Annotated in this window: 28 protein-coding genes and 1 tRNA gene; 16 read left to right on the top strand and 13 right to left on the bottom strand. The window is 62.4% G+C overall.

Annotated features, from left to right (window positions below; genetic code table 11):
* Positions 1 to 2 precede the first annotated feature (2 nt).
* From G489_RS0116435 to G489_RS21125, 10 genes are all read right to left on the bottom strand, one after another.
* On the bottom strand, positions 3 to 1,202 hold the full coding sequence (locus G489_RS0116435; protein ID WP_029042433.1) for an MBOAT family O-acyltransferase: 1,200 nt from the start codon (positions 1,200 to 1,202) through the stop codon (positions 3 to 5).
* 32 nt (positions 1,203 to 1,234) lie between these two features.
* Positions 1,235 to 1,360 carry a hypothetical protein gene (locus tag G489_RS22860; protein ID WP_281173320.1) on the bottom strand — a complete coding sequence of 42 codons (126 nt, stop codon included), beginning with the start codon at positions 1,358 to 1,360 and terminating at the stop codon, positions 1,235 to 1,237.
* The gene (locus G489_RS0116425; RefSeq protein ID WP_155889426.1) at positions 1,357 to 2,358 is read right to left on the bottom strand and encodes a hypothetical protein; all 1,002 of its coding nucleotides are present in this window, start codon (positions 2,356 to 2,358) and stop codon (positions 1,357 to 1,359) included. Before G489_RS0116425 ends, G489_RS22860 begins: the two co-directional genes overlap by 4 nt.
* A 110-nt stretch (positions 2,359 to 2,468) precedes the next feature.
* Positions 2,469 to 2,699 carry an acyl carrier protein gene (locus G489_RS22635; protein WP_162142449.1) on the bottom strand — a complete coding sequence of 77 codons (231 nt, stop codon included), beginning with the start codon at positions 2,697 to 2,699 and terminating at the stop codon, positions 2,469 to 2,471.
* 121 nt (positions 2,700 to 2,820) lie between these two features.
* Entirely contained in the window at positions 2,821 to 3,243 is a 423-nt protein-coding gene (locus G489_RS22630; RefSeq protein ID WP_162142448.1) for a hypothetical protein, read from the bottom strand.
* A 97-nt stretch (positions 3,244 to 3,340) separates the two neighbouring features.
* The gene (locus G489_RS0116410) at positions 3,341 to 4,450 is read right to left on the bottom strand and encodes a class II histone deacetylase (RefSeq protein ID WP_029042429.1); all 1,110 of its coding nucleotides are present in this window, start codon (positions 4,448 to 4,450) and stop codon (positions 3,341 to 3,343) included.
* A 113-nt stretch (positions 4,451 to 4,563) separates the two neighbouring features.
* Positions 4,564 to 5,550 carry an acrylyl-CoA reductase (NADPH) gene (gene acuI / locus G489_RS0116405; protein ID WP_029042428.1) on the bottom strand — a complete coding sequence of 329 codons (987 nt, stop codon included), beginning with the start codon at positions 5,548 to 5,550 and terminating at the stop codon, positions 4,564 to 4,566.
* Between the two features lie 156 nt (positions 5,551 to 5,706).
* Positions 5,707 to 6,027 (bottom strand): DUF7670 domain-containing protein, encoded by a 321-nt coding sequence (locus tag G489_RS22050; protein ID WP_455423267.1) that lies wholly within the window; start codon positions 6,025 to 6,027, stop codon positions 5,707 to 5,709.
* A 62-nt stretch (positions 6,028 to 6,089) separates the two neighbouring features.
* Positions 6,090 to 6,293 carry a hypothetical protein gene (locus tag G489_RS0116395; RefSeq protein ID WP_029042426.1) on the bottom strand — a complete coding sequence of 68 codons (204 nt, stop codon included), beginning with the start codon at positions 6,291 to 6,293 and terminating at the stop codon, positions 6,090 to 6,092.
* A 64-nt stretch (positions 6,294 to 6,357) separates the two neighbouring features.
* Positions 6,358 to 7,425, bottom strand: a complete 1,068-nt coding sequence (locus G489_RS21125) for a cytochrome c3 family protein (RefSeq protein WP_245578947.1) — start codon at positions 7,423 to 7,425, stop codon at positions 6,358 to 6,360.
* A 122-nt stretch (positions 7,426 to 7,547) separates the two neighbouring features.
* Between G489_RS21125 and G489_RS0116385 the strand changes: the two genes are divergently transcribed.
* The 9 genes from G489_RS0116385 to G489_RS0116345 are packed head-to-tail and all read left to right on the top strand — an operon-like array spanning position 7,548 to position 14,371.
* Entirely contained in the window at positions 7,548 to 8,795 is a 1,248-nt protein-coding gene (locus G489_RS0116385) for a hypothetical protein (protein ID WP_081691638.1), read from the top strand.
* A complete protein-coding gene (locus G489_RS21120; protein WP_081691637.1) occupies positions 8,792 to 9,577 on the top strand; it encodes an RnfABCDGE type electron transport complex subunit D in 786 nt (261 codons plus the stop codon). Before G489_RS0116385 ends, G489_RS21120 begins: the two co-directional genes overlap by 4 nt.
* On the top strand, positions 9,570 to 10,376 hold the full coding sequence (gene nqrC / locus G489_RS0116375) for an NADH:ubiquinone reductase (Na(+)-transporting) subunit C (protein ID WP_029042424.1): 807 nt from the start codon (positions 9,570 to 9,572) through the stop codon (positions 10,374 to 10,376). The genes G489_RS21120 and nqrC overlap by 8 nt, the downstream gene beginning before the upstream one ends.
* A gap of 3 nt (positions 10,377 to 10,379) precedes the next feature.
* A complete protein-coding gene (locus tag G489_RS0116370) occupies positions 10,380 to 11,036 on the top strand; it encodes an NADH:ubiquinone reductase (Na(+)-transporting) subunit D (protein ID WP_029042423.1) in 657 nt (218 codons plus the stop codon).
* Positions 11,033 to 11,632, top strand: a complete 600-nt coding sequence (gene nqrE / locus G489_RS0116365; protein ID WP_029042422.1) for an NADH:ubiquinone reductase (Na(+)-transporting) subunit E — start codon at positions 11,033 to 11,035, stop codon at positions 11,630 to 11,632. Before G489_RS0116370 ends, nqrE begins: the two co-directional genes overlap by 4 nt.
* Complete coding sequence (gene nqrF, locus G489_RS0116360; RefSeq protein ID WP_029042421.1) at positions 11,629 to 12,846, top strand: NADH:ubiquinone reductase (Na(+)-transporting) subunit F; 1,218 nt, start codon at positions 11,629 to 11,631, stop codon at positions 12,844 to 12,846. The genes nqrE and nqrF overlap by 4 nt, the downstream gene beginning before the upstream one ends.
* A gap of 2 nt (positions 12,847 to 12,848) precedes the next feature.
* Positions 12,849 to 13,802: an FAD:protein FMN transferase gene (locus G489_RS0116355; protein WP_029042420.1), complete on the top strand. Its 954-nt coding sequence runs from the start codon at positions 12,849 to 12,851 to the stop codon at positions 13,800 to 13,802.
* Positions 13,803 to 13,811: 9 nt separating this feature from the next.
* Entirely contained in the window at positions 13,812 to 13,979 is a 168-nt protein-coding gene (locus G489_RS22655) for a hypothetical protein (protein WP_169727627.1), read from the top strand.
* Entirely contained in the window at positions 13,976 to 14,371 is a 396-nt protein-coding gene (locus tag G489_RS0116345; protein ID WP_029042419.1) for a CBS domain-containing protein, read from the top strand. Before G489_RS22655 ends, G489_RS0116345 begins: the two co-directional genes overlap by 4 nt.
* A 136-nt stretch (positions 14,372 to 14,507) precedes the next feature.
* Here G489_RS0116345 and G489_RS0116340 read toward each other — a convergent pair whose 3' ends face one another.
* Both G489_RS0116340 and G489_RS0116335 read right to left on the bottom strand, forming a co-directional pair.
* Entirely contained in the window at positions 14,508 to 15,029 is a 522-nt protein-coding gene (locus G489_RS0116340) for a universal stress protein (protein ID WP_029042418.1), read from the bottom strand.
* A 362-nt stretch (positions 15,030 to 15,391) separates the two neighbouring features.
* Positions 15,392 to 15,468, bottom strand: a tRNA-Met gene (locus G489_RS0116335).
* A 335-nt stretch (positions 15,469 to 15,803) separates the two neighbouring features.
* Between G489_RS0116335 and G489_RS0116330 the strand changes: the two genes are divergently transcribed.
* The 7 genes from G489_RS0116330 (at position 15,804) to G489_RS0116295 (ending at position 22,932) form a co-directional block, all read left to right on the top strand.
* Positions 15,804 to 16,841 (top strand): aldo/keto reductase, encoded by a 1,038-nt coding sequence (locus tag G489_RS0116330; protein ID WP_029042417.1) that lies wholly within the window; start codon positions 15,804 to 15,806, stop codon positions 16,839 to 16,841.
* 141 nt (positions 16,842 to 16,982) lie between these two features.
* Positions 16,983 to 17,678 carry a DUF599 domain-containing protein gene (locus tag G489_RS21115; RefSeq protein WP_051332747.1) on the top strand — a complete coding sequence of 232 codons (696 nt, stop codon included), beginning with the start codon at positions 16,983 to 16,985 and terminating at the stop codon, positions 17,676 to 17,678.
* Positions 17,675 to 18,187: a lysozyme inhibitor LprI family protein gene (locus G489_RS22045; RefSeq protein WP_051332746.1), complete on the top strand. Its 513-nt coding sequence runs from the start codon at positions 17,675 to 17,677 to the stop codon at positions 18,185 to 18,187. The genes G489_RS21115 and G489_RS22045 overlap by 4 nt, the downstream gene beginning before the upstream one ends.
* 1,794 nt (positions 18,188 to 19,981) lie before the next feature.
* Positions 19,982 to 20,590 carry a TetR/AcrR family transcriptional regulator gene (locus tag G489_RS22040; RefSeq protein WP_051332745.1) on the top strand — a complete coding sequence of 203 codons (609 nt, stop codon included), beginning with the start codon at positions 19,982 to 19,984 and terminating at the stop codon, positions 20,588 to 20,590.
* Positions 20,587 to 21,441, top strand: a complete 855-nt coding sequence (locus G489_RS0116305; RefSeq protein ID WP_029042416.1) for an ABC transporter ATP-binding protein — start codon at positions 20,587 to 20,589, stop codon at positions 21,439 to 21,441. Before G489_RS22040 ends, G489_RS0116305 begins: the two co-directional genes overlap by 4 nt.
* Positions 21,442 to 21,445: 4 nt before the next feature.
* Entirely contained in the window at positions 21,446 to 22,183 is a 738-nt protein-coding gene (locus tag G489_RS0116300) for a fluoroquinolone export ABC transporter permease subunit (protein WP_029042415.1), read from the top strand.
* Entirely contained in the window at positions 22,180 to 22,932 is a 753-nt protein-coding gene (locus G489_RS0116295) for a hypothetical protein (RefSeq protein WP_029042414.1), read from the top strand. The genes G489_RS0116300 and G489_RS0116295 overlap by 4 nt, the downstream gene beginning before the upstream one ends.
* Here G489_RS0116295 and G489_RS0116290 read toward each other — a convergent pair.
* Positions 22,929 to 23,729: an alpha/beta hydrolase gene (locus G489_RS0116290; RefSeq protein ID WP_051332744.1), complete on the bottom strand. Its 801-nt coding sequence runs from the start codon at positions 23,727 to 23,729 to the stop codon at positions 22,929 to 22,931. The two genes, G489_RS0116295 and G489_RS0116290, sit on opposite strands and share 4 nt — an antisense overlap.
* Positions 23,730 to 23,735 lie beyond the last annotated feature (6 nt).

Here is a 23,735-nt window from a genome sequence, read left to right as displayed (position 1 = left end):
CTCTACCCCCAAAGCCCCAACGTCCACAAATGCCAATAAGCGGCAAGGCTCTCACCCAGATCGTTGCGGCGTTCAAGCACCACGAACAGGAACGTCGAGCCGATGAAAAGCTGGGTCAGAAGCCAGCCCAAGGGCGCCGTGATGAGACGAGGGATCAGCCGGCGCCCGCCCCGCCGGCGGATGCGGCGTTCCAGCGAGCCTGAGACGATCACCCCGCCCGCATGAAGCGCACCCCAGATGATGCGGTTGAGCGTCAGCATGTGCCAGAGCCCCATCACCTGGAAGCTGACTGCAATGGCAAGAAACGGGTGCCGCGTCAGGCCAAGCACGGGCGCATAGACATAATTCTGGCACCAGCTCGACAGCGACAGATGCCAGCGACGCCAGAAATCGGCTGGCGAGGTCGCGATCAGGGGCGCGCGGAAGTTCTCCATCACCTTGAGCCCCATCAGCCGCGATGCGCCGATGGCAACATCCGTATAGGCGCCGAGGCTGAAATAGGTAATCCAGTAGGTCAGAAGACAGATCGCCCAGACATCGCCGATCGCCAGATCGAGGAGCCCTTCATAGGTGATCGGGTCGACGCGGTTGTTGAAGACATTGTCGCGCACCGCCACGAGCCATGCGGCAACCAGCCCTTGCTTCACCACGCCCACCGCGATCCGCGTCAGGCCCTGTTTGAGGAAGTCGAGGTCGAACCGGGCATCAAATCCGGCCGCAAAGGCTTCGTCATAGCGCTGGATCGGTCCCGAAACGAAGACCGTGAACAGCGAGATGAACGCCGCGAATTTGAGCGGAGTCTCCGGATAGCGCCCGAAACGATAGGCATCGATGATCAGATGAATGAGCCGGAAGGAATAATAGCTGAGCCCCAGGATCGAGACGAAAGAGAGCGCTGAATCCGCATAATGCGGCGCCACGTAACCGGACCAGATCTTCGACGCGATCAGCGTGCCCGACACCGATGCGATACTCACCGCCAGCGCGATGCCACCACGCCGCCCGCCCCGGGCAACAAGGCCGAGCACGGGATAGACCCCCGCGCTCAATACGACTAGCAGGGCGAGACTGAAGAGATCGTAGTAGCCGATGACAACGAGCGACAGCGCTGTCAGGAACCACAGGCGCAGGGCCGCCGGCACCAGCCAGTAGCCCGTGGCGGTGACGAAGATCGCCGCGAAGAAAAGCGGATCGCTCAGCATCTCAGTGATCGCCCCCCACGCCCCGACATCGCTCAATACCCCGCGTAGCGGATAATGATCTCGCCGCCGAAAAACATCTCGGACAGAGCCAGCACGATCAGGAATCCGAAGATCGCACCGCGAAGAATGTCGGCGATAGTCAGAATGGCCCGCTTCATTCCGCGTCCTCCCGCAATGCCTGCCCGATCATGCGGCCGATCATGTCAGTGGCCTTTTTCATCGAGGCTTCGGTGCTCAGATGCAGCGCATCGTAATAGGCCTCTCGCTCGAACAGGTCTTCATCGACCAGCCACAGGTAAGGCCGGTCCCCCACGATCGGCATCATGCGCCGGCGATGCGCTTCCAGCTTTTCGGCAAAGTTCGAGACTTCGAACAGCCGAGGGTGAATGGGCGTTTCGACAAACACCACCTTCGCGCCGCACTGCTCCGCCGCCGTCACCGATTCCGCGAGAATGCGATAACCCCTGTCATAGGTGTCGATCGACACTCGCTCATTGAGTTCCTGCAGGAGGCGGTCGTGAGCTCCGCCGCCAAGCGGCTTGAGCCCGAGATAGGCGTGATGGCTGGGGATGAAGGGGTCCTCGACCGGCGGCCCGGCAAAAGCCTTGGCGATCAACATCATCGCATCGACGCGGAACTTGGCCCGCGACCCGGCGGTCCAGACGGGCCGATGCGCCTCTTCGAGCGCCGGATGGTAGTTGAGCGCCGCCGGTGAGGTGATCCCCATATAGGACATCACATCCCAGTTCTCGTCGAACCGGAACCGGGAGGGCGAGACCGTCAACACTACAACATCGGCACCCGCGCAGGCGGCGTTCTCGGCAATGGCGAGCGTAACCACCATGCGCTGGGCGGGCGATGTGAGATTGAACGAATCCACCGACCGGTCGATGACCTCGGAAACGGTGTCACTGAGATATTCCGGGCTGAATACCGTCTCGCGCATTGAAGACGTACCGGTATAGACAATCACCAGCGGATCAGCATCGTTGCCGCGGGTCTTGAGGGCTTCCTCGATGTCCTGGTGGTTCAAGAACAGAAGCAGCTCGGAATCATCGATCTTGCGAAAATTCATCGTCGCGCGGATCGCGCCCGACACTGTGCTGTCCGGCAGTGCGAACATGGCCAACCCCAGGGCCAGGACCGTCATCGTCATGGCCAGAATCACGGTCCAATTCGGCGAGACAACCCAGCGGGCAAAGTCCATCAGCCATGACGTCGGGCCACCCTGCGGCGGCGGTGTTCCGGTGTTGGAAGGCACCCCGCCTATTTCCGGATGGTTCGGAGAATGCTGTCGACCGTGTCGAAGTTCTCCATATTGACGTCGAGCGCACCGATGCGCTTGCCGATACGCTTCTCGACAAACACCACGATCTCAACGAGATCGAAGGAATCGAGCACGCCTGAGGTGAACAGTGGAGCGCCAGCGTCGAGCTCTTCAGTGCTGAGGCCGGTCCGCTCGCTCAGCCATGCAGCAAGTTCAGCTTTTTCCAGCAAGGCGTCCCCCAACAGCTCATTCTCCGGCAAAAGCCGGCGAGACCGATTGGATATCGGAACTGGCCGGGGCGAACAAGTCGGCCGGCTTTGGTTCAATCGCCCGTGAAATGGCGAGATGGGGTCATTCGGGGGCGTGATCGCCGACAAAACACAGCCAGCGCTGCTGCCCGATCCAGCGGAAACAATCTCCTGCCCCGAGCGCGGAAAAGGCCTTGGGCCAATCCTGCTCGGCGGGGCTGTCATCCACAAGGATCGACACTCCCGGTGCGGCGGTTTCGGCAATCGCAGGTCCCAAGCGCACAACCCGCTGGCCACCTGCATCGTCGGTCAGTGTGATGCGCGAGCCCGGCAAACCGCCGTCGGACTGTGTGGAAACAGCGATCCCGTGACACCGCCATTCAGAATCAAGCCGAGCGCCTTCGATCACGCTGCACATGCCATCGTCTTCCCAGAAGATCTGCGCGGCGTCGTGAGCAGCACCGGGCAGCGGGAACGCGATCAGTACCATCGCCACAATCAGGCACACAGAGAATTTTCCAGCCATGCCCCTGCCTAGCCGGTGAATGCGGCGCATTTTCGGACCCAGGCAATAGCGGCCCGAAACCTTTCGGGCCGGGCCGCGTGTCGCTTCATCCACACGGTCAGACCAGGCCAGCGCCTTCCGCCATTTCGGCGATCAGCCTGGATTGCAGGTCATCGAATGCTGCATTCGGCTGTTGCGCGGTGATCGCCGGCACCAGAGGGTCTTCCACCTCGGTCCGGTGCCCGGACAGTTCCTCGATAACCGCCAGGCCGCAGAACGGCACATAAGCATCCGAATAGCCGCCCTCATGCATCAGCACCAGCCGGCCGTAGCAAAGGTCGTCGGCGGCAGCTTTGATGAGCCGCGTCATCTCCCGGAAGGAATCCGAATGCAGCAGCATGCGCGCCAGCGGATCGACCCCGTTAGCATCAAGCCCGTTGGCGACGATGATCAGTTCCGGTCTGAACCGCCGCAGTGCCGGTAACACCAGCTTCTCGAACGCTTCCATATAGGCTGCGTGCCCGCCGCCTGGCAGCAGCGGAATGTTGAGATTGGTGCCCTCACCGGCGCCTTCGCCGCGCTCATTGGCATCGCCCTGATCGATCGGGAAGCAGCGCTCCTGATGCAGCGAGATCGTCATCACGTCCGGACGGTCATAGAAGATGTTCTGCGTGCCATTGCCGTGATGCACGTCCCAGTCGAGAACCGCGACCTTGCCGAGCCCGTGCTTTTGCTTGGCCCATTCGATCACGATCGAGCTGTTGGCGAGGAAGCAGAACCCCATGCCCTCATCGCGCTGGCAATGGTGACCCGGCGGGCGTGTCAGCGCATAGGCGTTGTCATGCCTGCCCGAAAGCACGGCGTCGACCGCGCCGATCCCCAGACCAGCGGATTGCAACGCAACCTCGAACGTACCGGGGCCGCAGGGCGCATCGATGCCGATATACCCGCCACCGGCCTTGGAGGTCGCCATGAACTTGTCGACATAGCCCTTGGTGTGCACGCGCAACAGATCATCGACCGTCGCTGCCGGCGCACTTTGCAGATCAAGCTTGGCGGTGAGGCCCGATACATCCATCAGCGATTTCATCCGCCGCTTGGTGCTCGGCGCCTCCGCATGGCTGCCGCCATCGCCGCCCTGCACCCAGCCGCCCACCGGAAGCATCAGAACGTGCTCGCCCGTTGTGTGCCAGAAACAGTATTCGTCAAAAAAGAACCCGGTGCTCACCGATTCGCCCCTCCGTTTTTTCTACGATTGGCGAATGAACCTATCGCCGCGATCGCTGCCCGTCCATATCGCGATTTGGCGGGGTCCGGCATCGGCCAAAGGGTGGGGTGGACCTATCCGATCTCCACGACGATCCGGCCGCGCACTTCTCCGCCAAGGATCGCGGCAGCATAGCGCTCGACCTCGTCGAAACCGATCGTGTTGGTCAAGTCCTTGAGCGCCTTGCGGTCCAGTTCCTCGGCCAGGCGCCGCCAGGCCAGGGCCCGCCGCGCCATCGGCGCCATCACCGAATCGACCCCCAACAGGCTAACACCCCTGAGGATGAAGGGAGCGACGCTGGCCGGCAGATCCATGCCGCCGGCAAGCCCGCAGGCCGCGATCGCCCCGCCATACCGGGTCATCGACAACACATTGGCAAGCGTCGAAGATCCAACGGAATCAACGCCAGCAGCCCAGCGTTCCTTGTTGAGCGGGCGCACATCGCCACTAAGTTCAGAGCGGTCGATCACCTCGGTGGCGCCAAGCGATTTGAGATAGTCCGCTTCTTGCGTCCGTCCCGTCGAGGCAATCACCTCCCAGCCCGCATGGGCCAGGAGATTGACCGCCACCGACCCGACCCCGCCCGAGGCACCGGTCACGACCGCCGGGCCGGCAGCGGGCGAAAGCCCGTGGCCTTCAAGCGCCATCAGGCACAACATGGCGGTGTATCCCGCCGTTCCGATTGCCATGGCCTCGGCCGCGGAAAGTCCCGCGGGCAGCGGCAAAAGCCAGTCCCCGGAAACCCGAGCCAGCTCTGCCAGCCCGCCCCAATGCTTCTCGCCGACACCCCAGCCATTGAGCAGAACCTTGTCACCCGGCTTGAACCCGTCATGGCCGGAAGCAACGACCTCCCCGGCGAAGTCAATCCCCGGCACCATCGGGAACTGCCGCACCACCGGCGCCTTGCCGGTCAGCGCCAGACCGTCCTTGTAGTTGATCGTCGAATGGGTGACTCGCACCGTGACGTCGCCATCCATCAGCGCGCTGTCTTCAAGCGTCTGGATCCCGGCCTTCTGGCCATCTTCGGTCTTCTCGATCACCCAGGCTCTGAATTCGGACATGTGGCCCTCCCGTCTTGCTGCGCCGTGTGCAGTCTAGGGGCAGGAAAGGCGTGGAGCCAGCCATGGTGTGAAATCGGCGGGAGTTTCGTTTGGGGTCTCACGTCGCCGAGCAGTCAGCGCCGGCTTGGGTCAACATACGTGTCCACTACTCCGCGTTCAGGTTCGGCGTTGGAAATGCGAGAGGAGGAACAGCGCACCGGCGACCATGAACGGTCCGGCGAGGATGATATTGACCCAGAGCGGATTGGACAGGGTCACAAACGGCACAATACCGACCGCCAGAAAAAGCACCCCGCCCACGGCTTCGAACCGCCAGGCGATGACAAGTATGACCGTCAACACGGCGCTCGGAATGAGGTGAATGGCGAAGCCAAGCAGCTGCTCCGGCAAAGAACGCTCCGGCGCGAATGCGTCGAGTGCGAAGACTGAAATGAAAATAATCCCGAGGATCGCTATCGATCTTGGGACCCAGAACACGAACCGGTCGAACACATCGCCCTCCCCGTCTGCGAACCCTCAGGATTGCGCCCTCGCCCAGGTCATTTCTGGCTGATCAGTGTGAGATACATCAGCCAGAGATAGATCGCCGGCAGAGCCAGCATCACGATCACCACCGCGAAGACAGGCATGTCGCATAGACAGCCGAAAAACTGGAAACCAAGCAAGACTTCCGCCCCCAGCACGGCCGCAATGCCGAGATACCAAGGAAGCAGGCGATTGCGTGTGGGTTGGTCATCGCTCATGGTCGTTGATCCTCTTCTTGTCCGCACCGCCCGGGTGCCCGGCGCGAGGCTGTGAGCGGCTTTGTCAGTTCGGCCTCTCGCCGATCTGGTACCGGGCACCGGTCACCGTCGAGAGATCGGTGATGCTGTCATGAAGGAGCTGGATCGCGTAGTGAGGGTTATGCGCATAGGCGCCGGCATCGCTGATCACGAATTTGTAGTTATAGGCGGCGCGCAGCAGCCGTGGCGTCCAGCTCGCATAGGGCCGACCGGCATTCTCCTGTCCCTCGGCGATCATAAAATAGGGGTAGTTCGTGCTGTATGCGATGGTCGTTTGCGTGACCTCGGCCGAATAGACCTCGATCGCTTCGAGCAGAGTTGCACTCAGCTTATCGATTTCGGCTTGAATGCCGGTCTCCCGGTCTCCATCACCATCATAATCGCCCGCTGATGTGCGGATGGCGCGAGGGTCATTTGTCCCGTGACAACGCCCGCAACTGGCAACCTCTACCTCGAGCGCATGGGGATCGTGGCAATCGGTACAGGTTGAGAACGGCGGAACATGGGTGAACCGGCCCATATAGCTTCGTCCCGGATACTGATACCCGCCACCGACCAGGCTGCCCTGAAGCATCGCGCCCGCTACCGCGTAGTGCGGATTAATGAATCTCAGCTCGGGATTGACGCTGTCGTCCCCTCCGTCCGCTGTGGCCACGGGCAAAGCGCTACCGGACTGGCGTCCTTGATGGCAGGTCAGGCAGGTCGCGGTTGAACCGGGTTTGGAAACCCGCATGCCGGATGGAAAAATCACGGCTTCGATGTCGCCCGCACCATCGGCATGACAGGTGTCGCAATCGACGACGCCACCCGGAACCACGGGATGATCGACCGTGCCGGCAGCACTGTCGTCGAAGCCCCAGAAATCCCGGAACCCCTCACCTGAGTGGCATGTGGCACAACTCCCCGGGATTTCTTCCTCGCCATCCCAATGGGTGAAGGATGATGACGACGAATCCGCATGGCCCGAGCTGAGCCATTTCTGCACAATGGAGATATGGGGCTGCGACTCCTGCGCCTGTTGTGCCATGGCACCGGACAGGAGCCAGGCAGAAACGATGACACCGAGGATAAGAGCTTTCGTCTTGGTCTGCATTTCAACGCTCGAAATTACACAAGCATAGCTTACCATGACGATGCATAGGCGAATTGACCAAGGTCAAGGCAGGGCCGGCCACGGCTGCTATTGGTCGAAGGCCAAGATTGACGTGGGGTCATATGCGGATTTCTTTGCGGCGCGGGCTGACGGTACCCTTCAAGGGAGAACCGTCCCAGATAGTTGACCGGAACTTGGCGGTCGACCGGATCGGGCTGCTGGGCCATGACCACGGGCCCATCCGGGCCGAGGTTCTGGTGGCGGCCGGCGAACAGGTTGCGGTCGGGACCCCTGTCTATCGGAGCCGGGCGAGGCAAGAGCTCCTGTTCTGCGCGCCTGTTTCCGGAACAGTCGAAAGGATCGAGATCGGCGCACGCCGCAGGTTCGTGGAAATGTCCATCATCGCGGATGGCGAGGATCGCCGGCTGGATTTTGACACGTCAGCCGCCGATACCCCTGAAGGTCTCCGCTCCCTTCTTCTGGCCTCCGGGCAATGGCCCGCGCTGCGCGCCCGGCCTTTCGAGCGGATCGCCGATCCGGACGGCACCCCTAAAGCTCTGTTTGTCACTGCCATGGACACAGCGCCCCATGCGCCTGACCCGGCGCCGATTATCGCTGAACGCAGTCAGGATTTCGCACGCGGGCTTGCAGCAATGCTGCTTCTGACCGAGACACCCGTCTATCTTTGCCAACCAGACATCGAACCTCTTGCCCGGTCGTCTGAGCACTTGAAGGTCGTCCGCTTTACAGGACTGCATCCGGCAGGACTGGTAGGGACCCATATCGCGCGGCTGCAGCCTCCCGGTGATGGCGAAACAGTCTGGCATATCGGCTATCAGGACGTGATCGCTATCGGGCACCTTCTCAATACGAGCCGGATCGATCCTTACCGTATCGTTTCCCTTTCGGGGCCAGGAGTGGACAATCCGCGACTTGTGCAGGTGCCGCTGGGCGCCGATCTGCACGCGCTGGCGCGGCCCAATTTGACACCGGGGGCCAAGACCATCCTTTCGGGGGCCGTCACCGGCGGCCGGGAAAGCACCTTTCTTGGGCGCCATGATCGCCAGGTGACGGTGGTGCCGCGTGCGCCCGCCCGGCAACATCACTGGCTGATCGAGGCCTTGCGCCGGGTGCAGACGGCAGCAGCGTTCATTCCAACCCAGGCGCTAGAGCAAACGCTCGGCTCCGGCGCGCCTGTCACGCCGCTGTTGCGGGCGCTTTCGATCGGCGATGCGGAGGCGGCACAAAAGCTGGGCTGCCTGCACATGGCCGAGGAGGACCTGGCATTGGCCAGCTATGTCACCGGCGGCACGACCGATTTCGGCCAGAAACTGCGTCGCGTCCTCGATGAACTGGAGGCGGGAGCATGATGGGAGGCGTTTGGCATCGTGACACGATATCCTGGCTGATCGTCGCAGCCGCGCTGCCCGCGGCTGTGGCGGCCGTCGGGACATTCGGGCCGCTGGCGCTCGGGCACATGCTGCTGGCACTGGCCGTGATCGTCTTCTGGCAGTTGGTGTTTCTCTGGTCGCGTGCCCAGCCGGTCTCGCCCATCGCCATCGTGACCGCCATAGCGGTCGGCGTGCTGGCGCCGGGCGAGTTCGCGCCATGGCAGATCGTTCTCGCGGCGAGTTTCGGCACGGTGATCGGTGAGCAGGTCTTCGGGGGCTGGGGCCGCAATATCGTCAATGCCGCTGTCGCCATGCTGGCCTTTCTCTATTTCGCGTTCCCTCAGACCACGATCCCCGGCGGTGGTCAGCTTCTGGCGCTGGCGGTCATACCCGGCGCGTTGATGCTGTTGGTGACGGGTGTCCTGTCCTGGCAGGTCGTCCTGTCTGCAGTTGTCGGTACGATCACCGTTTCACTCGGGTTGGGCGAGAACCCCATGACCGTATTCGCAAGCGGTTCCATGGTTTTCGGCCTGGTTTTTCTGGTGGGCGACCCGGTCGCGTCGTCGGCAACCCGCGCCGGACGATGGATTTACGGCTTTCTGGCCGGTGCGCTCCTGGCGCTGCTCGGCTGGACCGACACAGGCTTTGACGGACCCCAGGCCATCATCTTTGCATGCCTGGTCGCTTCGCTGCTCGCACCGCTGATCGACGCCGGGGTGATCGCGGCGACACGAAGGTTTTGGAGGCCCTACAATGGCTGATTTAAATCCACTGTCCCTTTGGCGCCACCTTCTGGCCCTGCCGAACGAAAGCCGGACCAAGACCATCGCTGTCGCCTTCATGGTCTCGGCGGTATGTGCGGTCTCGGTCTCGGTCGCGGCGGTGATCCTTGGACCCATTCAGGATGCCAACCGCGCCGCCGAACAAGCCGCACGCATGGAAGCGATGCTGGCCTCCATGCCCGAAATGGCCGCTCTGATTGAAGAGGCAGGCGGCGACAGCCTCGAGACCATTATCGTCAACCTCAGGACCGGGCTGCCGGCCGAAGGGATCGACCCGGACAGCTTTGATGCAGAGGCGGCACGCAAGGATCCCGCCCGGACCACGATCCTCTCCGCCGACCAGGACATTGCCGGTCTGGGACGACGCCCGGATTTCCTCCCCATTCACATCTTGAGGGAGGACGGCGATCTGCGGCTGGTCATTCTGCCCATCTCGGGTGCCGGCTATCAATCGACCATTCGCGCCAATCTCGCGCTCGAAGGCGACCTCAACACCGTGGCCGCCCTCTCGGTGACCGAGCAGGGGGAAACCCCGGGGCTGGGGGCCCGGATCGAGGAAGCCCGCTGGCAGGCGCTATGGCCGGGCAAGCTGATTGCCGACAATGAGGGCAACATCCGGCTCGAGGTCGTGCGCGGGCAAGCAACCAATGATTTTGAGGTCGATGGCATCACAGGAGCGACGCGCACCGGCAATGGCGTGACCCGCGCAGTCCGCTTCTGGCTCGGTCCAAACGGTTTCGGGCCGGTGCTCGACAATCTGGCTAACGGAGCGCTCTGATCCATGAAGGCCTTGCGCACGCTTTACGGTCCGATCATCGACAATAACCCGGTGACGCTGCAGATCCTCGGGATCTGTTCGGCGCTGGCGGTGACGACCTCGCTGTCGACCGCGCTCATCATGTCGGTCGCGCTGACAGTGGTGCTGATGGCAGGAAGCCTGACGATTTCTCTCATTCGCCACCACATCCCCACTTCGATCCGGCTGATCGTGCAGATCACCATTATCGCCTCGCTGGTCATCGTCACCGACCAGTTGATCCAGGCCTTCGCCTTCGAGCTGAGCCAGCGGCTTTCGATCTTTGTGGGGCTGATCGTCACCAATTGCCTGGTTCTGAGCCGCGCCGAAGCCTTTGCCATGCACAATCCGCCCGGCATTTCGGCGCTCGACGCGCTGGGCAACGGTCTTGGCTATTCGCTGATCCTGATGATCGTTGGCTTTGTCCGCGAGTTGCTGGGAGCGGGAACGCTGTTCGGACAAACCGTCTTCCTCTCGGTTCATGACGGGGGTTGGTTTGTCCCGCTCAACCTGATGCTCCTCGCGCCGAGCGCCTTCTTCATCCTGGGGCTGCTGATCTGGGTCATTCGCACCATCCGCCCGGCCCAGGTCGAACAAACCGATTTCGTTCTTGAACCCGAGATCGGAGAGAAGACGAAATGACGGACCTTTTCCTTCGCTCTGTCTTTGCGGAAAACCTGGCCCTCAGCTTTTTCCTCGGCATCTGCACCTTTCTTGCGGTTTCAAAGCGCCTCGAGACAGCCGTGGGCCTGGGTATTGCGCTGACCGTCGTCCAGGCGATCACCGTGCCGATCAACTATCTGATCTTCACCCATCTGCTGCGCCCCGAAACCTGGGCGGCACTCGGGCTTGGCGACATCGATCTCACATTCCTCAACCTGATCGCCTTTATCGGGGTGATCGCGGCCATGGTGCAGATCCTCGAAATGGTGCTCGACCGGTTCGTGCCGGCGCTTTATCGCGCCCTCGGCATCTACCTGCCGCTGATCACCGTCAATTGCGCCATTCTCGGCGGCTCACTGTTCATGGTCGAACGCGGCTATGACTTCACAGAAAGCGTCGTGTTCGGCGTCGGCAGCGGCGTCGGCTGGGCACTGGCGATCATGGCGCTGGCGGCGATCCGCGAACGGCTCAACTATGCCGACATTCCCGGCGGCCTGCGCGGTCTGGGCATGGCCTTTATCGTCACGGGTCTGCTTTCGATGGGATTCACGGCCTTCGCCGGGGTCGGATCATGACCGAGATCCTGCTGGCCGTCGGGGTGATTGTCGGGCTGGTCCTTATGCTCTCCTTCGTCGTGATGGGGGCCCGGGCGCTGCTCGCACCCGAAAGGCCGGTCACCATTACGGTCAACGGCAATCGCGACATTGTCGGGACTACAGGCCGAAAGCTGCTCGGTTTTCTCAACGATGCCGGCGTTGCGGTACCTTCGGCCTGTGCCGGGGCAGGCACCTGCGGCCAGTGCAAGGTCAAGCTCCTCGCCGGCGGCGGCGAACCGCTGCCGACCGAGACGGCGTTGCTGGGGCGGAGCGAGATTCGCGAGGGACGACGCCTTTCCTGTCAGGTGGTGGTGCGCGGTCCCCTCTCCATAGAGGTGCCCGACGACATTCTGGCGGCGGAAAGCTGGACATCGGAGGTGCTCTCGACCACCCATGTCGCCCCGCTCATCCGTGAACTCGTGCTCGGCGTGCCCGATACGGTCGAATTCGACTTCAAGGCCGGCTCCTATGTCCAGATCGAAGCCCCAGCCTATGATCTCGACCTGGCCAATCTGACCGTCGCGCCGAAATACGAGGCGGCCTGGAAAGAGCTGGGCGTTAGGGAACTGCGTTTGCACAATCCGGAACCGACCCACAGGGCCTATTCGATTGCCAGCCGCCCCCGGGACAAGAGGCGAATTGTCCTCGATATCCGCCTGGCATTGCCGCCATCAGGTCAGGGCGATATCCCCCCTGGCATCGTCTCTTCCTACCTTTTCAGCCTCAAACCCGGCGACAAGGTTGGTGTATCCGGCCCCTTTGGGGATTTCCATGTTCAGGACACCGATAAAGAGATGATCTTCATTGGCGGTGGCGTCGGCATGGCCCCGCTAAGGGCGATGATCCACGAACAACTCGCCAAGGGCAGCAAACGCAAGATCAGCTTCTGGTACGGCGCGCGCAGCGGCGCCGATGTGTACTATCGCGACGAGTTCGACGCACTATCGGCGGAATTCGAGAACTTCTCCTGGACGCTGGCCCTTTCCGAACCCATGCCGGAAGACCATTGGGCGGGGTCGACGGGCTTCATCCACGAGGTGGTTCGCACCGCCTATCTCAAAGACCACCCGGCACCCCATGATTGCGAATACTATCTGTGCGGCCCCCCGCTGATGATTGCTGCCGTGATCGCCATGCTCGACGAGAACGGGGTCGACCCCACTTCCATCTTCAACGACGATTTCGGGATCTAGCCATGTTTACCCGACGCACCTTCCTCGCCCTCTCCGGAGCCGCTGCACTTTCGCCGAGCCCGGGCCATGCCTCGAACGCAATCTCGGTCCTCGGCGGTAATGCGTTCGGCACCTATTGGCGGCTCGCGCTGCCCATGGGCACGGAGATCGATGTATCGGGATTGAGAGCGATCATTTCGCAGGTCGATGCCGGGTTTTCGCCCTTCCGCTCTGACAGCGAGCTCTCGAGCTTCAATCGCGCCGACACCTCTGACTGGGTGCCGGTGTCGGCCGATCTGACAACGGTCCTGGGCAAAGGGCTTGAGATCGCCGCGGCGAGCGGCGGCGCGTTCGATCCCACCATCGGTCCCCTGGTCCACCGTTTCGGCTTCGGGCCCATCCGTGCGGGGGCCTGGGGGGCCTTCGAGCAAATCGACATCGCTGCCGGGACGGTCCGAAAGGCCGATGCGCGCCTGAGCCTCGATCTGTGTGGCATCGCCAAAGGTCATGCCGTGGACAGAATGGTGGCCGATCTCGAAAAGCAGGGCATCAGCGATTTCCTGCTGGATCTGGGTGGCGAGCTCCGGGCGAGCGGGCGCCACCCCGATGGCCGCGATTGGCAGGTGGCCGTGGAAAGCCTTGCCGGCCAGTTCCCCCTCGTGGTCAGATTGGACCGCAAGGCCATCGCAACGTCCGGGATTTCAGCACAGAGCTATGGCCGCAACGGCAACATGGTGAGCCATATTGTCGATCCGCACACCGGCAGTCCGGCAGGCGGCAAAATGGTCACCGTGTCGGTCCTGGCGGACGATGCGACAATCGCCGACGGCTGGGCCACGGCGCTGATGGCCATGCCCCCCGAAGCGGCATTCGAGACGGCCGAAGCCATTGGCCTCGATGCACTCTTGTTCATGCGCGACGGTACGGTCCTGCGCCCGGTGATGACGGGCCGGTTTGCTGAATCGGTGTTGGGTTAGGAGGCGACTATGCAGTTCGTTTTGGCATTTGCCGTTTTTCTTCTGGCCTTTGGCGGGCTGGCCATCGGCGTGATGGCCGGACGGGCACCGATCAAAGGCTCGTGTGGCGGCGCAGACTGCATCAAGGGCATCGACTGCGCAGCATGCACCCGCAGGTCAGAGGGCGAGACGCCATGACAACCAACCTTATTATCGAGAACTTCATGGTCAGGGAGTTCGCCACCCTGCCCCCCGATATGGAAATCGGCCAGGCGGCACGGTTTCTTGTTGATCGTGGCTATGCGGGGGCGCCTGTCGTCGATGAATCCGATGCGCTTGTCGGGATCCTGACCAAGAAGGATTGCTTCAAGGCGGCGCTCAACGCCGCCTACTACGCACAATGGGGCGGTGCTGTTGAGCGCTACATGACCGCTGATCCCGAAACCCTCGATCCTTCGCTCGATATCGTGTCGGCTGCCGAGCGGTTTATTGCATCACCCTATCGGATGTTCCCGGTGATGAGCGAAACCAGCCTGGTGGGCGTGATCAGCCGATCAGACCTCCTGCGGGCCTTCCTGTCACCGTCTTGATCGACGCGGGCGACCTGCCGCCATCGAGGCGGAGACCGACGCGAACTTCCAATCCGGCAAGGGCCGATACCGCCGCAATGAGTCCATCCCATGAGCCGGACCAGGTCGATGACCCTGAAAAGCATGGCTTTGGGGCCTATCTGACGACCGCCACATCACAGTCCGCATGCTGGAGGACCTTGTTCGACACGCTGCCCAGAACAACAGAGCTGATGCGTCCCAGGCCCCGGCGGCCCATGACGATCAGGTCCACGCCAAGATCGGACGCGACATCGAGAATCGCGTCGGCGTAGTCCCCGTCTTCGAGCATTGTCTGGACATTCCTGGCTCCGGCTTCCTCGGCAGCCCGCCGAGCGTTGTGAATCACGTAGTCGCCGATTTCCGCCACGGCGCGCGCCTGGTCCACCTCGGGATGGGAAAGAATTTTCCTGAGGTCCACTGGCATGTTGAGCTCATTCGGGATGATCGGGCGGACCTTCGTGTCGATGACATGTTCCACTTGCGCGAGACGCGTCAGATCCTCAGCCGGCTTCCCATGCATGAGCACGTGCACAATGGTGAGGTCCCCACCGATCTTGCTTGAAATCTCCGACGCAAACGCGAGCGCGCGTCCTCCAGTTTCCGAACCATCCGTGGCTACCAAAATCTTTTTGGGCATGCTGCTCCTCCTTTCGTCTAGTTCCAGGATAGCTGCGCCCAGGACATCGGGGCCTTGATGTGGGTCAACGGTTGGAGGCCGGCGCCTCCCGATGATCGCGATAAAGAAAGTACATTGCTTGCCGGCTGGCTGAGCCGGACACGGAAACGCTCGCACAGCCCATCACCGGACACATGCTTGCAGACGCGTTGCCAACGCTGCACTGCGATCAGGAGGTCTCCAATTCTGCTGCCGCGCGACACACGTCCGCCTGACATTGATTGAATGTCAGACCCGGTGGCTATTAGTGGCAATTGACTACCAGAAACAAGAAAGCCCAGCGCTAGCTGGGCATCTTAAGATCTTGTAATTGCGAATATTTTTGGTTGCGGGGGCAGGATTTGAACCTGCGACCTTCAGGTTATGAGCCTGACGAGCTACCGGACTGCTCCACCCCGCGCCAAGAAGATGACTGTGGCCGCTTGTCGGGCCGTCATCTGTGTTCGTTGCCGCAATAAGGCCGGTCGCAGCGTTTCCGTGGACCGGCCGGCAGGACGTGGCGTGACCACGCGGAGCGGTATATAGGCCGGATCGTTCCGGTTGTGAAGGGTTTGTGACGGAAATTCGGGAAAAAACTTGGCCCATTCCTCCAAGCCCCCTTTTTCCAAGGGCTTGGGCCGGTCTAGGATGATGTGGAAACAATCCCATCCCGGCGGGAAACGCCCGTCCCTTTTCACCAATGCCAGATTCTACAGGCTGCCGTTCGGCGGCAAATCATGACTTACGGAGCTCATCATGCGACACAACCTTCTGGGCCGCACCGGCATAACCGTTAGCGAAATCTGCCTCGGCACCATGACCTGGGGCCGCCAGAACTCCGAGGCGGAAGGCCATGAACAGATGGACTACGCGCTCGACCGGGACATTAACTTCTTCGATACCGCCGAGATGTATGCGGTGCCGACCTCCCCGGAGACCTATGGTCGGACCGAAGAGATCATCGGCACCTGGTTCAACGCGCGCCAGAACCGCGACAGGGTGGTGCTCGCCACCAAGGTTGTCGGCGGCGGCATGCGCTGGGTTCGTCAGGGCGCCAAGATCGACAAGGCCAATGTCCATGCGGCGGTCGATGCTTCGCTCAAGCGCCTCAAGACAGACTATATCGATCTCTATCAGATCCACTGGCCGCGCCGCGGGCACTATCATTTCGAGGGCGGCTGGGACTACCACCCCGAGCGTATCGACCGCGATGTCGAAATCCCGATGATGCTCGAGACCCTCGAGGCCATGGGCGAACTGGTCGATGCCGGCAAGATCCGCGCCTTTGGCGTCTCCAACGAATCCGCCTGGGGCGTGATGCACTTCCTCAAGCTGGCCGAACAACACGGCCTGCCGCGCTGCGCCTCGATCCAGAACGAATACAACCTGCTGCGCCGCGAATATGACCATGACCTCGCCGAACTGGGGCACATGGAAGATGTCGGCCTGCTGGCCTATTCGCCCCTCGGCGCCGGCGCCATCACCGGAAAATACCTCGACGGCGCCCTGCCCGAAGGCACACGCGGTGCCATTATCGGCGCCAGCTACCGCACTTCGGAGTATTCGAGCCCGCCCATTCGCGCCTATATCGACCTGGCGAAAAGGCACGGCCTCGATATTTCGCAGCTCGCCATCGCCTTCTGCCTGACCCGGCCCTTCATGGCGTCCGTCATCATTGGCGCCACTTCGATGGAACAGCTCAAGACTGATATCGGCGCGGCTGATCTCACCTTGTCCGACGAGGTGCTCGGCGAGATCGAGGCGCTCCATCGTCAATATCCTCGCACCATCTGATCTGCCTGTGTGCTGCCGGGTGCGGGGTATCTCACCCGCCCCGTGCATACCCGTTCTGCTCACGCGTCGGCCCTGTCCGTCTCGCCAGCCGGCGCGCGCCTGTCTATGCTGGCGGCACAGACAAGGGGGGTCACGACGAGTATGAACTGGTTCGCGCTGTTCTCTTCGGCCTTGCCGCTGATTGCGCTTTATCTCTATGGCCTTGCCGCCAGCGTGCTTGACGCCTGGCGGCCGTCGCTCTCCGAACTGATGAACGCAAGGCGCATCGAATGGGTCTATCAGGCGAGCCGCCGCGACACCCCGCTCGATGGCATCCTGTCGGGCAATATCATGAGTTCGGTTTCGTTCTTCGCCTCGACCACGGCGCTTCTGATCCTTGCCCTGTTCACGGTGATCGGCCAGTTGCCCCAATTCGCCCCTGCCATCTCGACCATCACTTTCGGCACGCATTATTCGGAGACCGACCTGCAATTGCACAACATCCTGATGCTTGTGCTCTTCGTCTCCGCCTTCCTGGCCTTCACTCTCGCGCTCAGGCAGTTCAATCATTTCTGCATCCTGCTCGGCGCGCTCGACCACCGCGATCCGGCCACGCCCGAACATGTCGAAGCCATTGCGCGGATCAATGCCATTGCCGCCGGCCGGTTCAATGCCGGCATCCGCGCCTACTATTTCGCCATTCCCATGGTCGCTTGGTTCGTTTCGAGCTGGGCAGCGATCGCGGTCACCGCCGCCACGATCTTCATGCTCCTGCATCGCGAATATTTCTCACGGGCGCGCAAGGTCGTCGCCGATATGCCCGCCCAGGCACCCCATAAACAGGGCCGATCCGAATGAAACACCTGGCACTCGCCACCTTCATCACACTGACTACCTTCGGTCTCCCGGGCATCGCCCCGGCGCAGGAACTCACCTACACACCGGACGATGCCGCGCTCATGGACGCCTGCCTCGAGCCCATCCGCGCCGCCATGGGCGATCTCGAGACCACACCGGCAAAGACACTGCCCGACTGCATCGGCGCCGCGTCCGATACCTGCATGGGCACCCCCGAAGGCGGCACGACCATCGGCATGTCCCAATGCATGGCGCGTGAACGCATCTGGTGGGATGAGCAGCTGAACGCCCATTATGCAGCGCTGCGCGACAGTATTGATGAGGAAAGCTTCACCGCCCTGCGCGAGGCCCAGCGCAAATGGATTGACTACCGCGACGAGACTTGCGCCTTCGAATACACCTTCTGGCGCGAAGGCACGATCCGCTCGATCTTTTACGGCTCCTGCATGCTCGATACCACCGCCCGCCGCGCCATCGACCTCGAAGGCTATCTCGGCTGGATGAACTAGCGGGCAGTCTCGATTTGAAGACCCGGTCCATCTTCCACCCTCGCCCTTCGACAAGCTCAGGGTGAGGGTGGAGATTTGGGCGCTACTTCCCTCGTCGTCACCCTCGGGCTTGACCCGAGGGTCCATGAGGCATCGCATGTGGTTTGGCGGTACTGACTAGTCGCACGCGGCTCCCGCGTGGCATCTCATCATGGATGCTCGGGTCAAGCCCGAGCATGACGAAGATATGTGGAGCATCGCTTTCCTCCATTCGCTGCTTCCTGGCTTCGTCTGCCCACCTCAACAGGCCCGGCAGACTGATGTCTCCGAGTTTCAAAGAGCAGAGCGGGAGAGAGGCGCTGGGCGTCTCGTCGCAAAACTAAAACAATGAGACGGCCAGCGCCTCTCTCATCCGGGGTTTTGGGCTTGGACTGCGTCAACGGGCTGGGGTCAATCCCCGCTCTCTTTCGAGAGTACACCGCCGCCTTGACGGCAGCCGGCTCCGGCGCAGTTTTGGCCTTCCCTGAGGCGACCCTCATGGAACCCGGACCCAGGCCTGCCTGACCGTTCGTCGCGACCACGCTCAATTGCAGGTTGGTTCGGGGATGATAAGGGAAGTGCAGAGGGCGGGGATAACTTCGATCCGGCACGAAAGGCAAAATCAGTCCGGTGGACTGACTTTAGGTAGGAAGGCCATGAGAGCTACGCTCGAATGGCTTGAATCTGTCGCCCTCGCCCTTCGAGGCTCAGCTTCGCTTCGCACCTCAGGGTGAGGCTTGGGGTTGCTTCAACTCCCTCGTCACCCTCGGGCAGCCCGCCGGCGCGAGGCGAGTAAGACCCGACGGTCCATGAGGCATCCCGTGTGGTTCGGCGGTACTGACGAGTCACGAGCGGTTCCCGCGCGTCATCTCATCATGGATGCTCGGGAATCTGACTGCCTCACGCCGGCAAGCTGCCCGAGCATGACGAAGGAGAGTGTGGCAGCGAACGGGTGGGCTCGGATGCGGGGGCGGCGAGTTGGTGCACCGTGCGCTCCCTCTCCCCGCCGAAGAGAGGGTTGGGGTGAGGGGCTCTGTTCTGCCTCAGCCAAGGCCCCCTCACCCGATCCTTCGGATCGACCTCTCCCCCGAGGGGCGGGTTGAACCCGTGCCAGCCCGATCGAGGTCCCGGCTCTCTGACTGCCTGAAGCCGGCGGGCTGATTGCCTCGCGCCGCCCCGGCCTCCGAGCCGGGGCCTGATTGCATTTGGGCATTCTGCCATTCGAGCGTAGCTCTCATGGCCTGCTCACCTCCAATCGATCCACCGGATCGATTGGCAGGACGGCTCGCAGTCTCGGATCAAGTCCGGGACAGCGCGAAGATTGCAGCTGTTCAACCCTTCGAGCGGCCTTTCGAGCATAGCTCTCAAGGCGTTCCTTCGCTTCCAAAGGTCCACCGGACCTTTGGATCAGGCGTTGCCCGACCGCTCCTCACTCTCAGGGTGTTCGGGCGCTGCCAAGGCTCCACCGGAGCCTCGGCTTGGCTGCGCCAACCGCTTCTCACTCCCTCGCGCCGGCGGGCTGGTCCGGAATGGCCAGGAAGGCGGTTGGGACCCGGTCCAGGCTCCCAAGCTCATCAAATCCCGCAAACCCCCGCCAAACCGTCAAAATGGCCCCGATCAGCATCCCCATATCGGGACCCGAGATATAATCAATGACCCAATGAAAAAATCAGTCATTGACTATTACCTCGTCGCGACCTAGCGTTGCGCCCAAGCGGTGGATCGGCACAGCGAGCCCGTGAGCCGCCTTGAAACCGGGTCCGTCAGGAGCATGCGATGCCCAAGGCCTTTTCCGAGATCGAACGCAACCGCATCGAGAAGCGCCTGCTTGAGGTCGCGATCGAGGCGTTCGGAACACAGGGATTGCGCGCCACCCGCATCGCCGACCTTTGTCAGCGCGCCGGCATCGCCAAGGGCTCCTTCTATGCCTTCTATCCCTCCAAGGAGGCCCTGTTTCTCGCGCTGGTGGAACGCCAGGACAAGAAACACAAGCGCGACATGCTCGCCTATTTCGTTGAAGGCGACCGCGACCCTGAAGCGCGATTGGCCTCGTTCTTCGATCTCCTGGTCGACAAGGTCGAGACTGATCCCTTGCTGAAGCTTCTGGGTACCCATGGCGAGATGGAATATCTCATGCGCGCCCTGCCCGAAGATGCGGTGGCCGCCCATCAGGAGGCCGATGCCGCCTTCCTCAGGCGCTTTTGCGACATCCTTGTCGAGAAGGGCTTTGTCGCCAGCGCCGACCCCGAAGCCCTCGACGCCATCCTCATGATGCTGGTGTGCCTGCGGCTCCAGCGGCCCATGTTGACCGACCTGCAATATGGCGCGGCGGTCGACCTTTTGCGCGACAATTTCGTGTCCCGCCTGATCGGAGCGAACCGATGATCTCGGTCGAGAACCTCAATTTCACCTTTCCCGGCAGCGCGACGCCCGTGCTGCACGGCCTGTCTCTGCAAGTCAGCAGGGCTGAGGTCTACGGCTTGCTGGGGCCATCGGGTGCCGGCAAATCGACCACCCAGCGCATTCTGCTCGGACTCGAACCCGGCTACACCGGCCAAGCCACCATTCTCGGCCAGCCGGCCAATGCGCTCAAAAGATCCTATTACGGCCGTATCGGGGTCAGCTTCGAACTGCCCGCGCTTTATCTGCGGCTGACCGCGCGTGAGAACCTTGCACTGTTTGGCGCCCTCTATGAAGGAACCACCCGCTCGCCGGATGATCTGCTGGCGCTGGTCGACCTGTCGGACGCGGCCGACATGCGGGTGTCCGATTTTTCCAAGGGCATGAAGATGCGGCTCAATCTCTGCCGCGCCCTGGTCAATGATCCCGAGCTTGTGTTTCTCGACGAGCCGACCAGTGGCCAGGATCCCGCCCGCGCGCGCGTCACCCGCGACCTCATCAAGACCCTCAAATCAGAAGGCCGCACGGTCTTTCTCACCACGCACAACATGGCCGAGGCCGCCGAAATCTGCGATCGGGTGGGCTTTCTGGTCGACGGGCGCATTCCCGTGACCGGATCTCCCGACGATCTGATGCGCCGCTTCGGCGAGCCCCTGGTCGAAGTCAAATGGCGCAAGCAAGGTACCCTCGACCACGCACGGTTCCCGCTGGCTGGCATGGCGGACGATCCCGACTTCATCACGGCGCTCAAATCGCCCGATCTGGTGTCGATCCATACCCTCGAGGCCGGACTGGACGACGTTTTCATCGCCGTGGCCGGCCAGCGGGAGGGCTGACATCATGCAAGACGCCACCATGGCTACACCCGGACCGCTGGGCCGCCACCGCCGCCTGGCCGCCCTCGTCATCCACGATCTGCGCAGCCAGTGGCGTTACGGCATTCACGCCGCCTACGCCGTGGTGCTGGCCTTCTACCTCGCGATCATCCTCTTTGCCGGCCATGTGCTGCCGCCGGTCTTGCTGGCCTTCATCATCCTGTCGGACCCCAGCGTCGTCGGCTTCTTCTTTCTCGGCGGGCTGATGCTGCTCGAACGCTCCGAGCGTACCCGCACGGCGCTCGCCATCACGCCGGTATCCGCAGGCGACTATCTTGCGGCCAAGCTGATCTCGCTCACCCTGGTCGCGCTCGGTGCCGTGATCCTGATGGCGCATGCGGCGCCCTTGCCGGTCAACTGGCCGCTACTGACCGTCGCGGTCGCCCTGGCATCGCTTCATTTCACCGGCATCGGTGCGGGCCTCGCGAACAGCTTCAAGACCGTCACTGGTTATTTCATGGGCTCGGCCGGCATCATCCTGCCCATGGTCCTGCCCGGCTTTCTTGCCCTTCTCGATCCGATGCCCGCGATCTGCGGCATCATCCCCTTCGCGGCCATGCTGCGGCTCTTGATGCTGGCCTTCAGCGCGGTCGAGGCAACCACCGGCGAGATGGCCTGGTATCTGGCCTCGGCATCCGCCTGGGCGGCCATCGCCGTCCTCTGGGGGCTTCGCAGGCTGCAAAAGGAGTTCGGCCGCAAATGACATTGCCCGCCACAGCAACACCCACCCGGAACGCACCCACCAGCCGGCCAGCCCTTTTCCGCCTGCGCCGCCTGCTCGCCGCCGACGCCGTCAACGTGCTGCGCGATCCTGTTCTGGCCGCCGTTCTGGTTCTCTCGATTGCGCCTGCCGTGGTCTTCGCCCTTGGCCACGCCGCCGCCGAGACCGCATTGGCCAGCTATTTCGGCGTAACCGGTCTCACGGCCTATGCGCTGCCGATCATGTTTGTGCTGCCGGCCTATCTGACCGGCTGGGTCGCGGGCTTCCTCCTGATCGAAGACCGGGACGACGGCCCCCTGATGGCGCTCGAAGTCACCCCGTTGGGCAAGAGCGGCTTTCTGGGATACCGGCTCGGCCTGACGGGCCTCGTCACGTTCCTGATCGGTCTGCTGGCCGCATGGTTGCTGGTGCCGCAATCGGGGACCGTGACGGCCATTGCCCTCTCCGTCCTCCTGGCAGTCGAGGCCGCCACCGTCGCCTTGGTGCTCGTGGCCTTCGCCGGCAACAAGGTCGAGGGGCTGGCGCTGGCCAAGATCATCAATCTGGGTGCAATCGCCCCTGTGGCGGCCTTCGCCGCCCTACCCTGGCGTTATGCGGCCGCGCCCTTGCCGAGCTTCTGGATCGGGGAGATCATCGCCGGGCGCATGCTGACCGGCTTGGCTGTCGGCATCCCGGTTCACCTCGCCATCGTGTGGCTGGCTTATCGCCTCGCGGTGCGCCGGATCGGCTAACCCCCGGCATGGGGTCTCAGATAGCGCGCCACATCCTTGTAGACCGGCATGAAATAGCGCAGCGGTGAAGCCAGCCCCAGCAGTGTCGAGGGGTGCGTCGCCTTCTCATAACCATGCGTTTCGACCGGCACCCCTGCTTCCGCAAGCCTTCCCGCCAGCGCCGTCATGTTACGGGGCAGAACCGTTGTGTCAGCCATCCCGTGCGCCAGCATCATCGGCGGGGCATCGGGGGTCACCAGATTGACCGGCTGGCTGCGCTCGGGCTCGGTGAGGTGACCGAAGGCCGCCACCGTCACATCGACATCGAAGGGATAGAAATCATAGGGTCCAGAAAGCCCGACAACGGCCATCGGCTTCACACCGCGCTGGCGCAGATAGGCGGGGTCGAGCGCCAGCATGACCGCATTGTACGCGCCGGCCGAATGCCCCATCAGCACCAGCCGGTCCGGATCGCCCCCATAGGCACCGATCTCTGCCCGCGTCCAGTCGAGCGCCAGAATGCCGTCCTCGAGAAACCCCGGATAAAGCACCTCGGGCACCAGCCGGTAATCCGCAATCACCGTGACAAAGCCAAGCGCGGCCATGGCCCGCCCGACAAAGGAATATTCCGACCGGTCGCCGGTATCCCACGCCCCGCCATAGACAAAGAACAGGCAGGGAAGCGGCCCCGATGCCTTGCGGGGGCGATAGATATCGAGCCTGTGGCGCTCGTGAGGACCATAGGAAAGGCCCTCCGCCACACGCCGGCTACTGCCGTCCTTGAGGAAAACCGCGTTGAGCGGACCCAGAATACTCATGCACAA

Source organism: Cucumibacter marinus DSM 18995, from assembly GCF_000429865.1.
GTDB lineage: Bacteria > Pseudomonadota > Alphaproteobacteria > Rhizobiales > Devosiaceae > Cucumibacter > Cucumibacter marinus.
Note: the sequence above shows the minus strand (reverse complement) of the source record. Positions and strands in the feature narration are given on the sequence as shown.

Coding starts and splice junctions, on each gene's coding strand:
- G489_RS0116300 (WP_029042415.1), top strand. CDS start 21,446: ATGCAAGACGCCACCATGGCTACACCCGGACCGCTGGGCCGCCACCGC.
- nqrF (WP_029042421.1), top strand. CDS start 11,629: ATGACCGAGATCCTGCTGGCCGTCGGGGTGATTGTCGGGCTGGTCCTT.
- G489_RS0116345 (WP_029042419.1), top strand. CDS start 13,976: ATGACAACCAACCTTATTATCGAGAACTTCATGGTCAGGGAGTTCGCC.
- G489_RS22045 (WP_051332746.1), top strand. CDS start 17,675: ATGAAACACCTGGCACTCGCCACCTTCATCACACTGACTACCTTCGGT.
- G489_RS21120 (WP_081691637.1), top strand. CDS start 8,792: ATGATGGGAGGCGTTTGGCATCGTGACACGATATCCTGGCTGATCGTC.
- G489_RS0116355 (WP_029042420.1), top strand. CDS start 12,849: ATGTTTACCCGACGCACCTTCCTCGCCCTCTCCGGAGCCGCTGCACTT.
- G489_RS21125 (WP_245578947.1), bottom strand. CDS start 7,425: ATGCAGACCAAGACGAAAGCTCTTATCCTCGGTGTCATCGTTTCTGCC.
- G489_RS0116370 (WP_029042423.1), top strand. CDS start 10,380: ATGAAGGCCTTGCGCACGCTTTACGGTCCGATCATCGACAATAACCCG.
- G489_RS0116435 (WP_029042433.1), bottom strand. CDS start 1,202: ATGCTGAGCGATCCGCTTTTCTTCGCGGCGATCTTCGTCACCGCCACG.
- G489_RS0116305 (WP_029042416.1), top strand. CDS start 20,587: ATGATCTCGGTCGAGAACCTCAATTTCACCTTTCCCGGCAGCGCGACG.
- G489_RS0116385 (WP_081691638.1), top strand. CDS start 7,548: ATGCGGATTTCTTTGCGGCGCGGGCTGACGGTACCCTTCAAGGGAGAA.
- G489_RS0116295 (WP_029042414.1), top strand. CDS start 22,180: ATGACATTGCCCGCCACAGCAACACCCACCCGGAACGCACCCACCAGC.
- nqrC (WP_029042424.1), top strand. CDS start 9,570: ATGGCTGATTTAAATCCACTGTCCCTTTGGCGCCACCTTCTGGCCCTG.
- G489_RS0116330 (WP_029042417.1), top strand. CDS start 15,804: ATGCGACACAACCTTCTGGGCCGCACCGGCATAACCGTTAGCGAAATC.
- G489_RS22860 (WP_281173320.1), bottom strand. CDS start 1,360: ATGAAGCGGGCCATTCTGACTATCGCCGACATTCTTCGCGGTGCGATC.
- G489_RS0116425 (WP_155889426.1), bottom strand. CDS start 2,358: ATGACGATGACGGTCCTGGCCCTGGGGTTGGCCATGTTCGCACTGCCG.
- G489_RS0116340 (WP_029042418.1), bottom strand. CDS start 15,029: ATGCCCAAAAAGATTTTGGTAGCCACGGATGGTTCGGAAACTGGAGGA.
- G489_RS0116395 (WP_029042426.1), bottom strand. CDS start 6,293: ATGAGCGATGACCAACCCACACGCAATCGCCTGCTTCCTTGGTATCTC.
- G489_RS22655 (WP_169727627.1), top strand. CDS start 13,812: ATGCAGTTCGTTTTGGCATTTGCCGTTTTTCTTCTGGCCTTTGGCGGG.
- G489_RS0116290 (WP_051332744.1), bottom strand. CDS start 23,729: ATGAGTATTCTGGGTCCGCTCAACGCGGTTTTCCTCAAGGACGGCAGT.
- G489_RS21115 (WP_051332747.1), top strand. CDS start 16,983: ATGAACTGGTTCGCGCTGTTCTCTTCGGCCTTGCCGCTGATTGCGCTT.
- G489_RS22040 (WP_051332745.1), top strand. CDS start 19,982: ATGCCCAAGGCCTTTTCCGAGATCGAACGCAACCGCATCGAGAAGCGC.
- G489_RS22630 (WP_162142448.1), bottom strand. CDS start 3,243: ATGGCTGGAAAATTCTCTGTGTGCCTGATTGTGGCGATGGTACTGATC.
- acuI (WP_029042428.1), bottom strand. CDS start 5,550: ATGTCCGAATTCAGAGCCTGGGTGATCGAGAAGACCGAAGATGGCCAG.
- nqrE (WP_029042422.1), top strand. CDS start 11,033: ATGACGGACCTTTTCCTTCGCTCTGTCTTTGCGGAAAACCTGGCCCTC.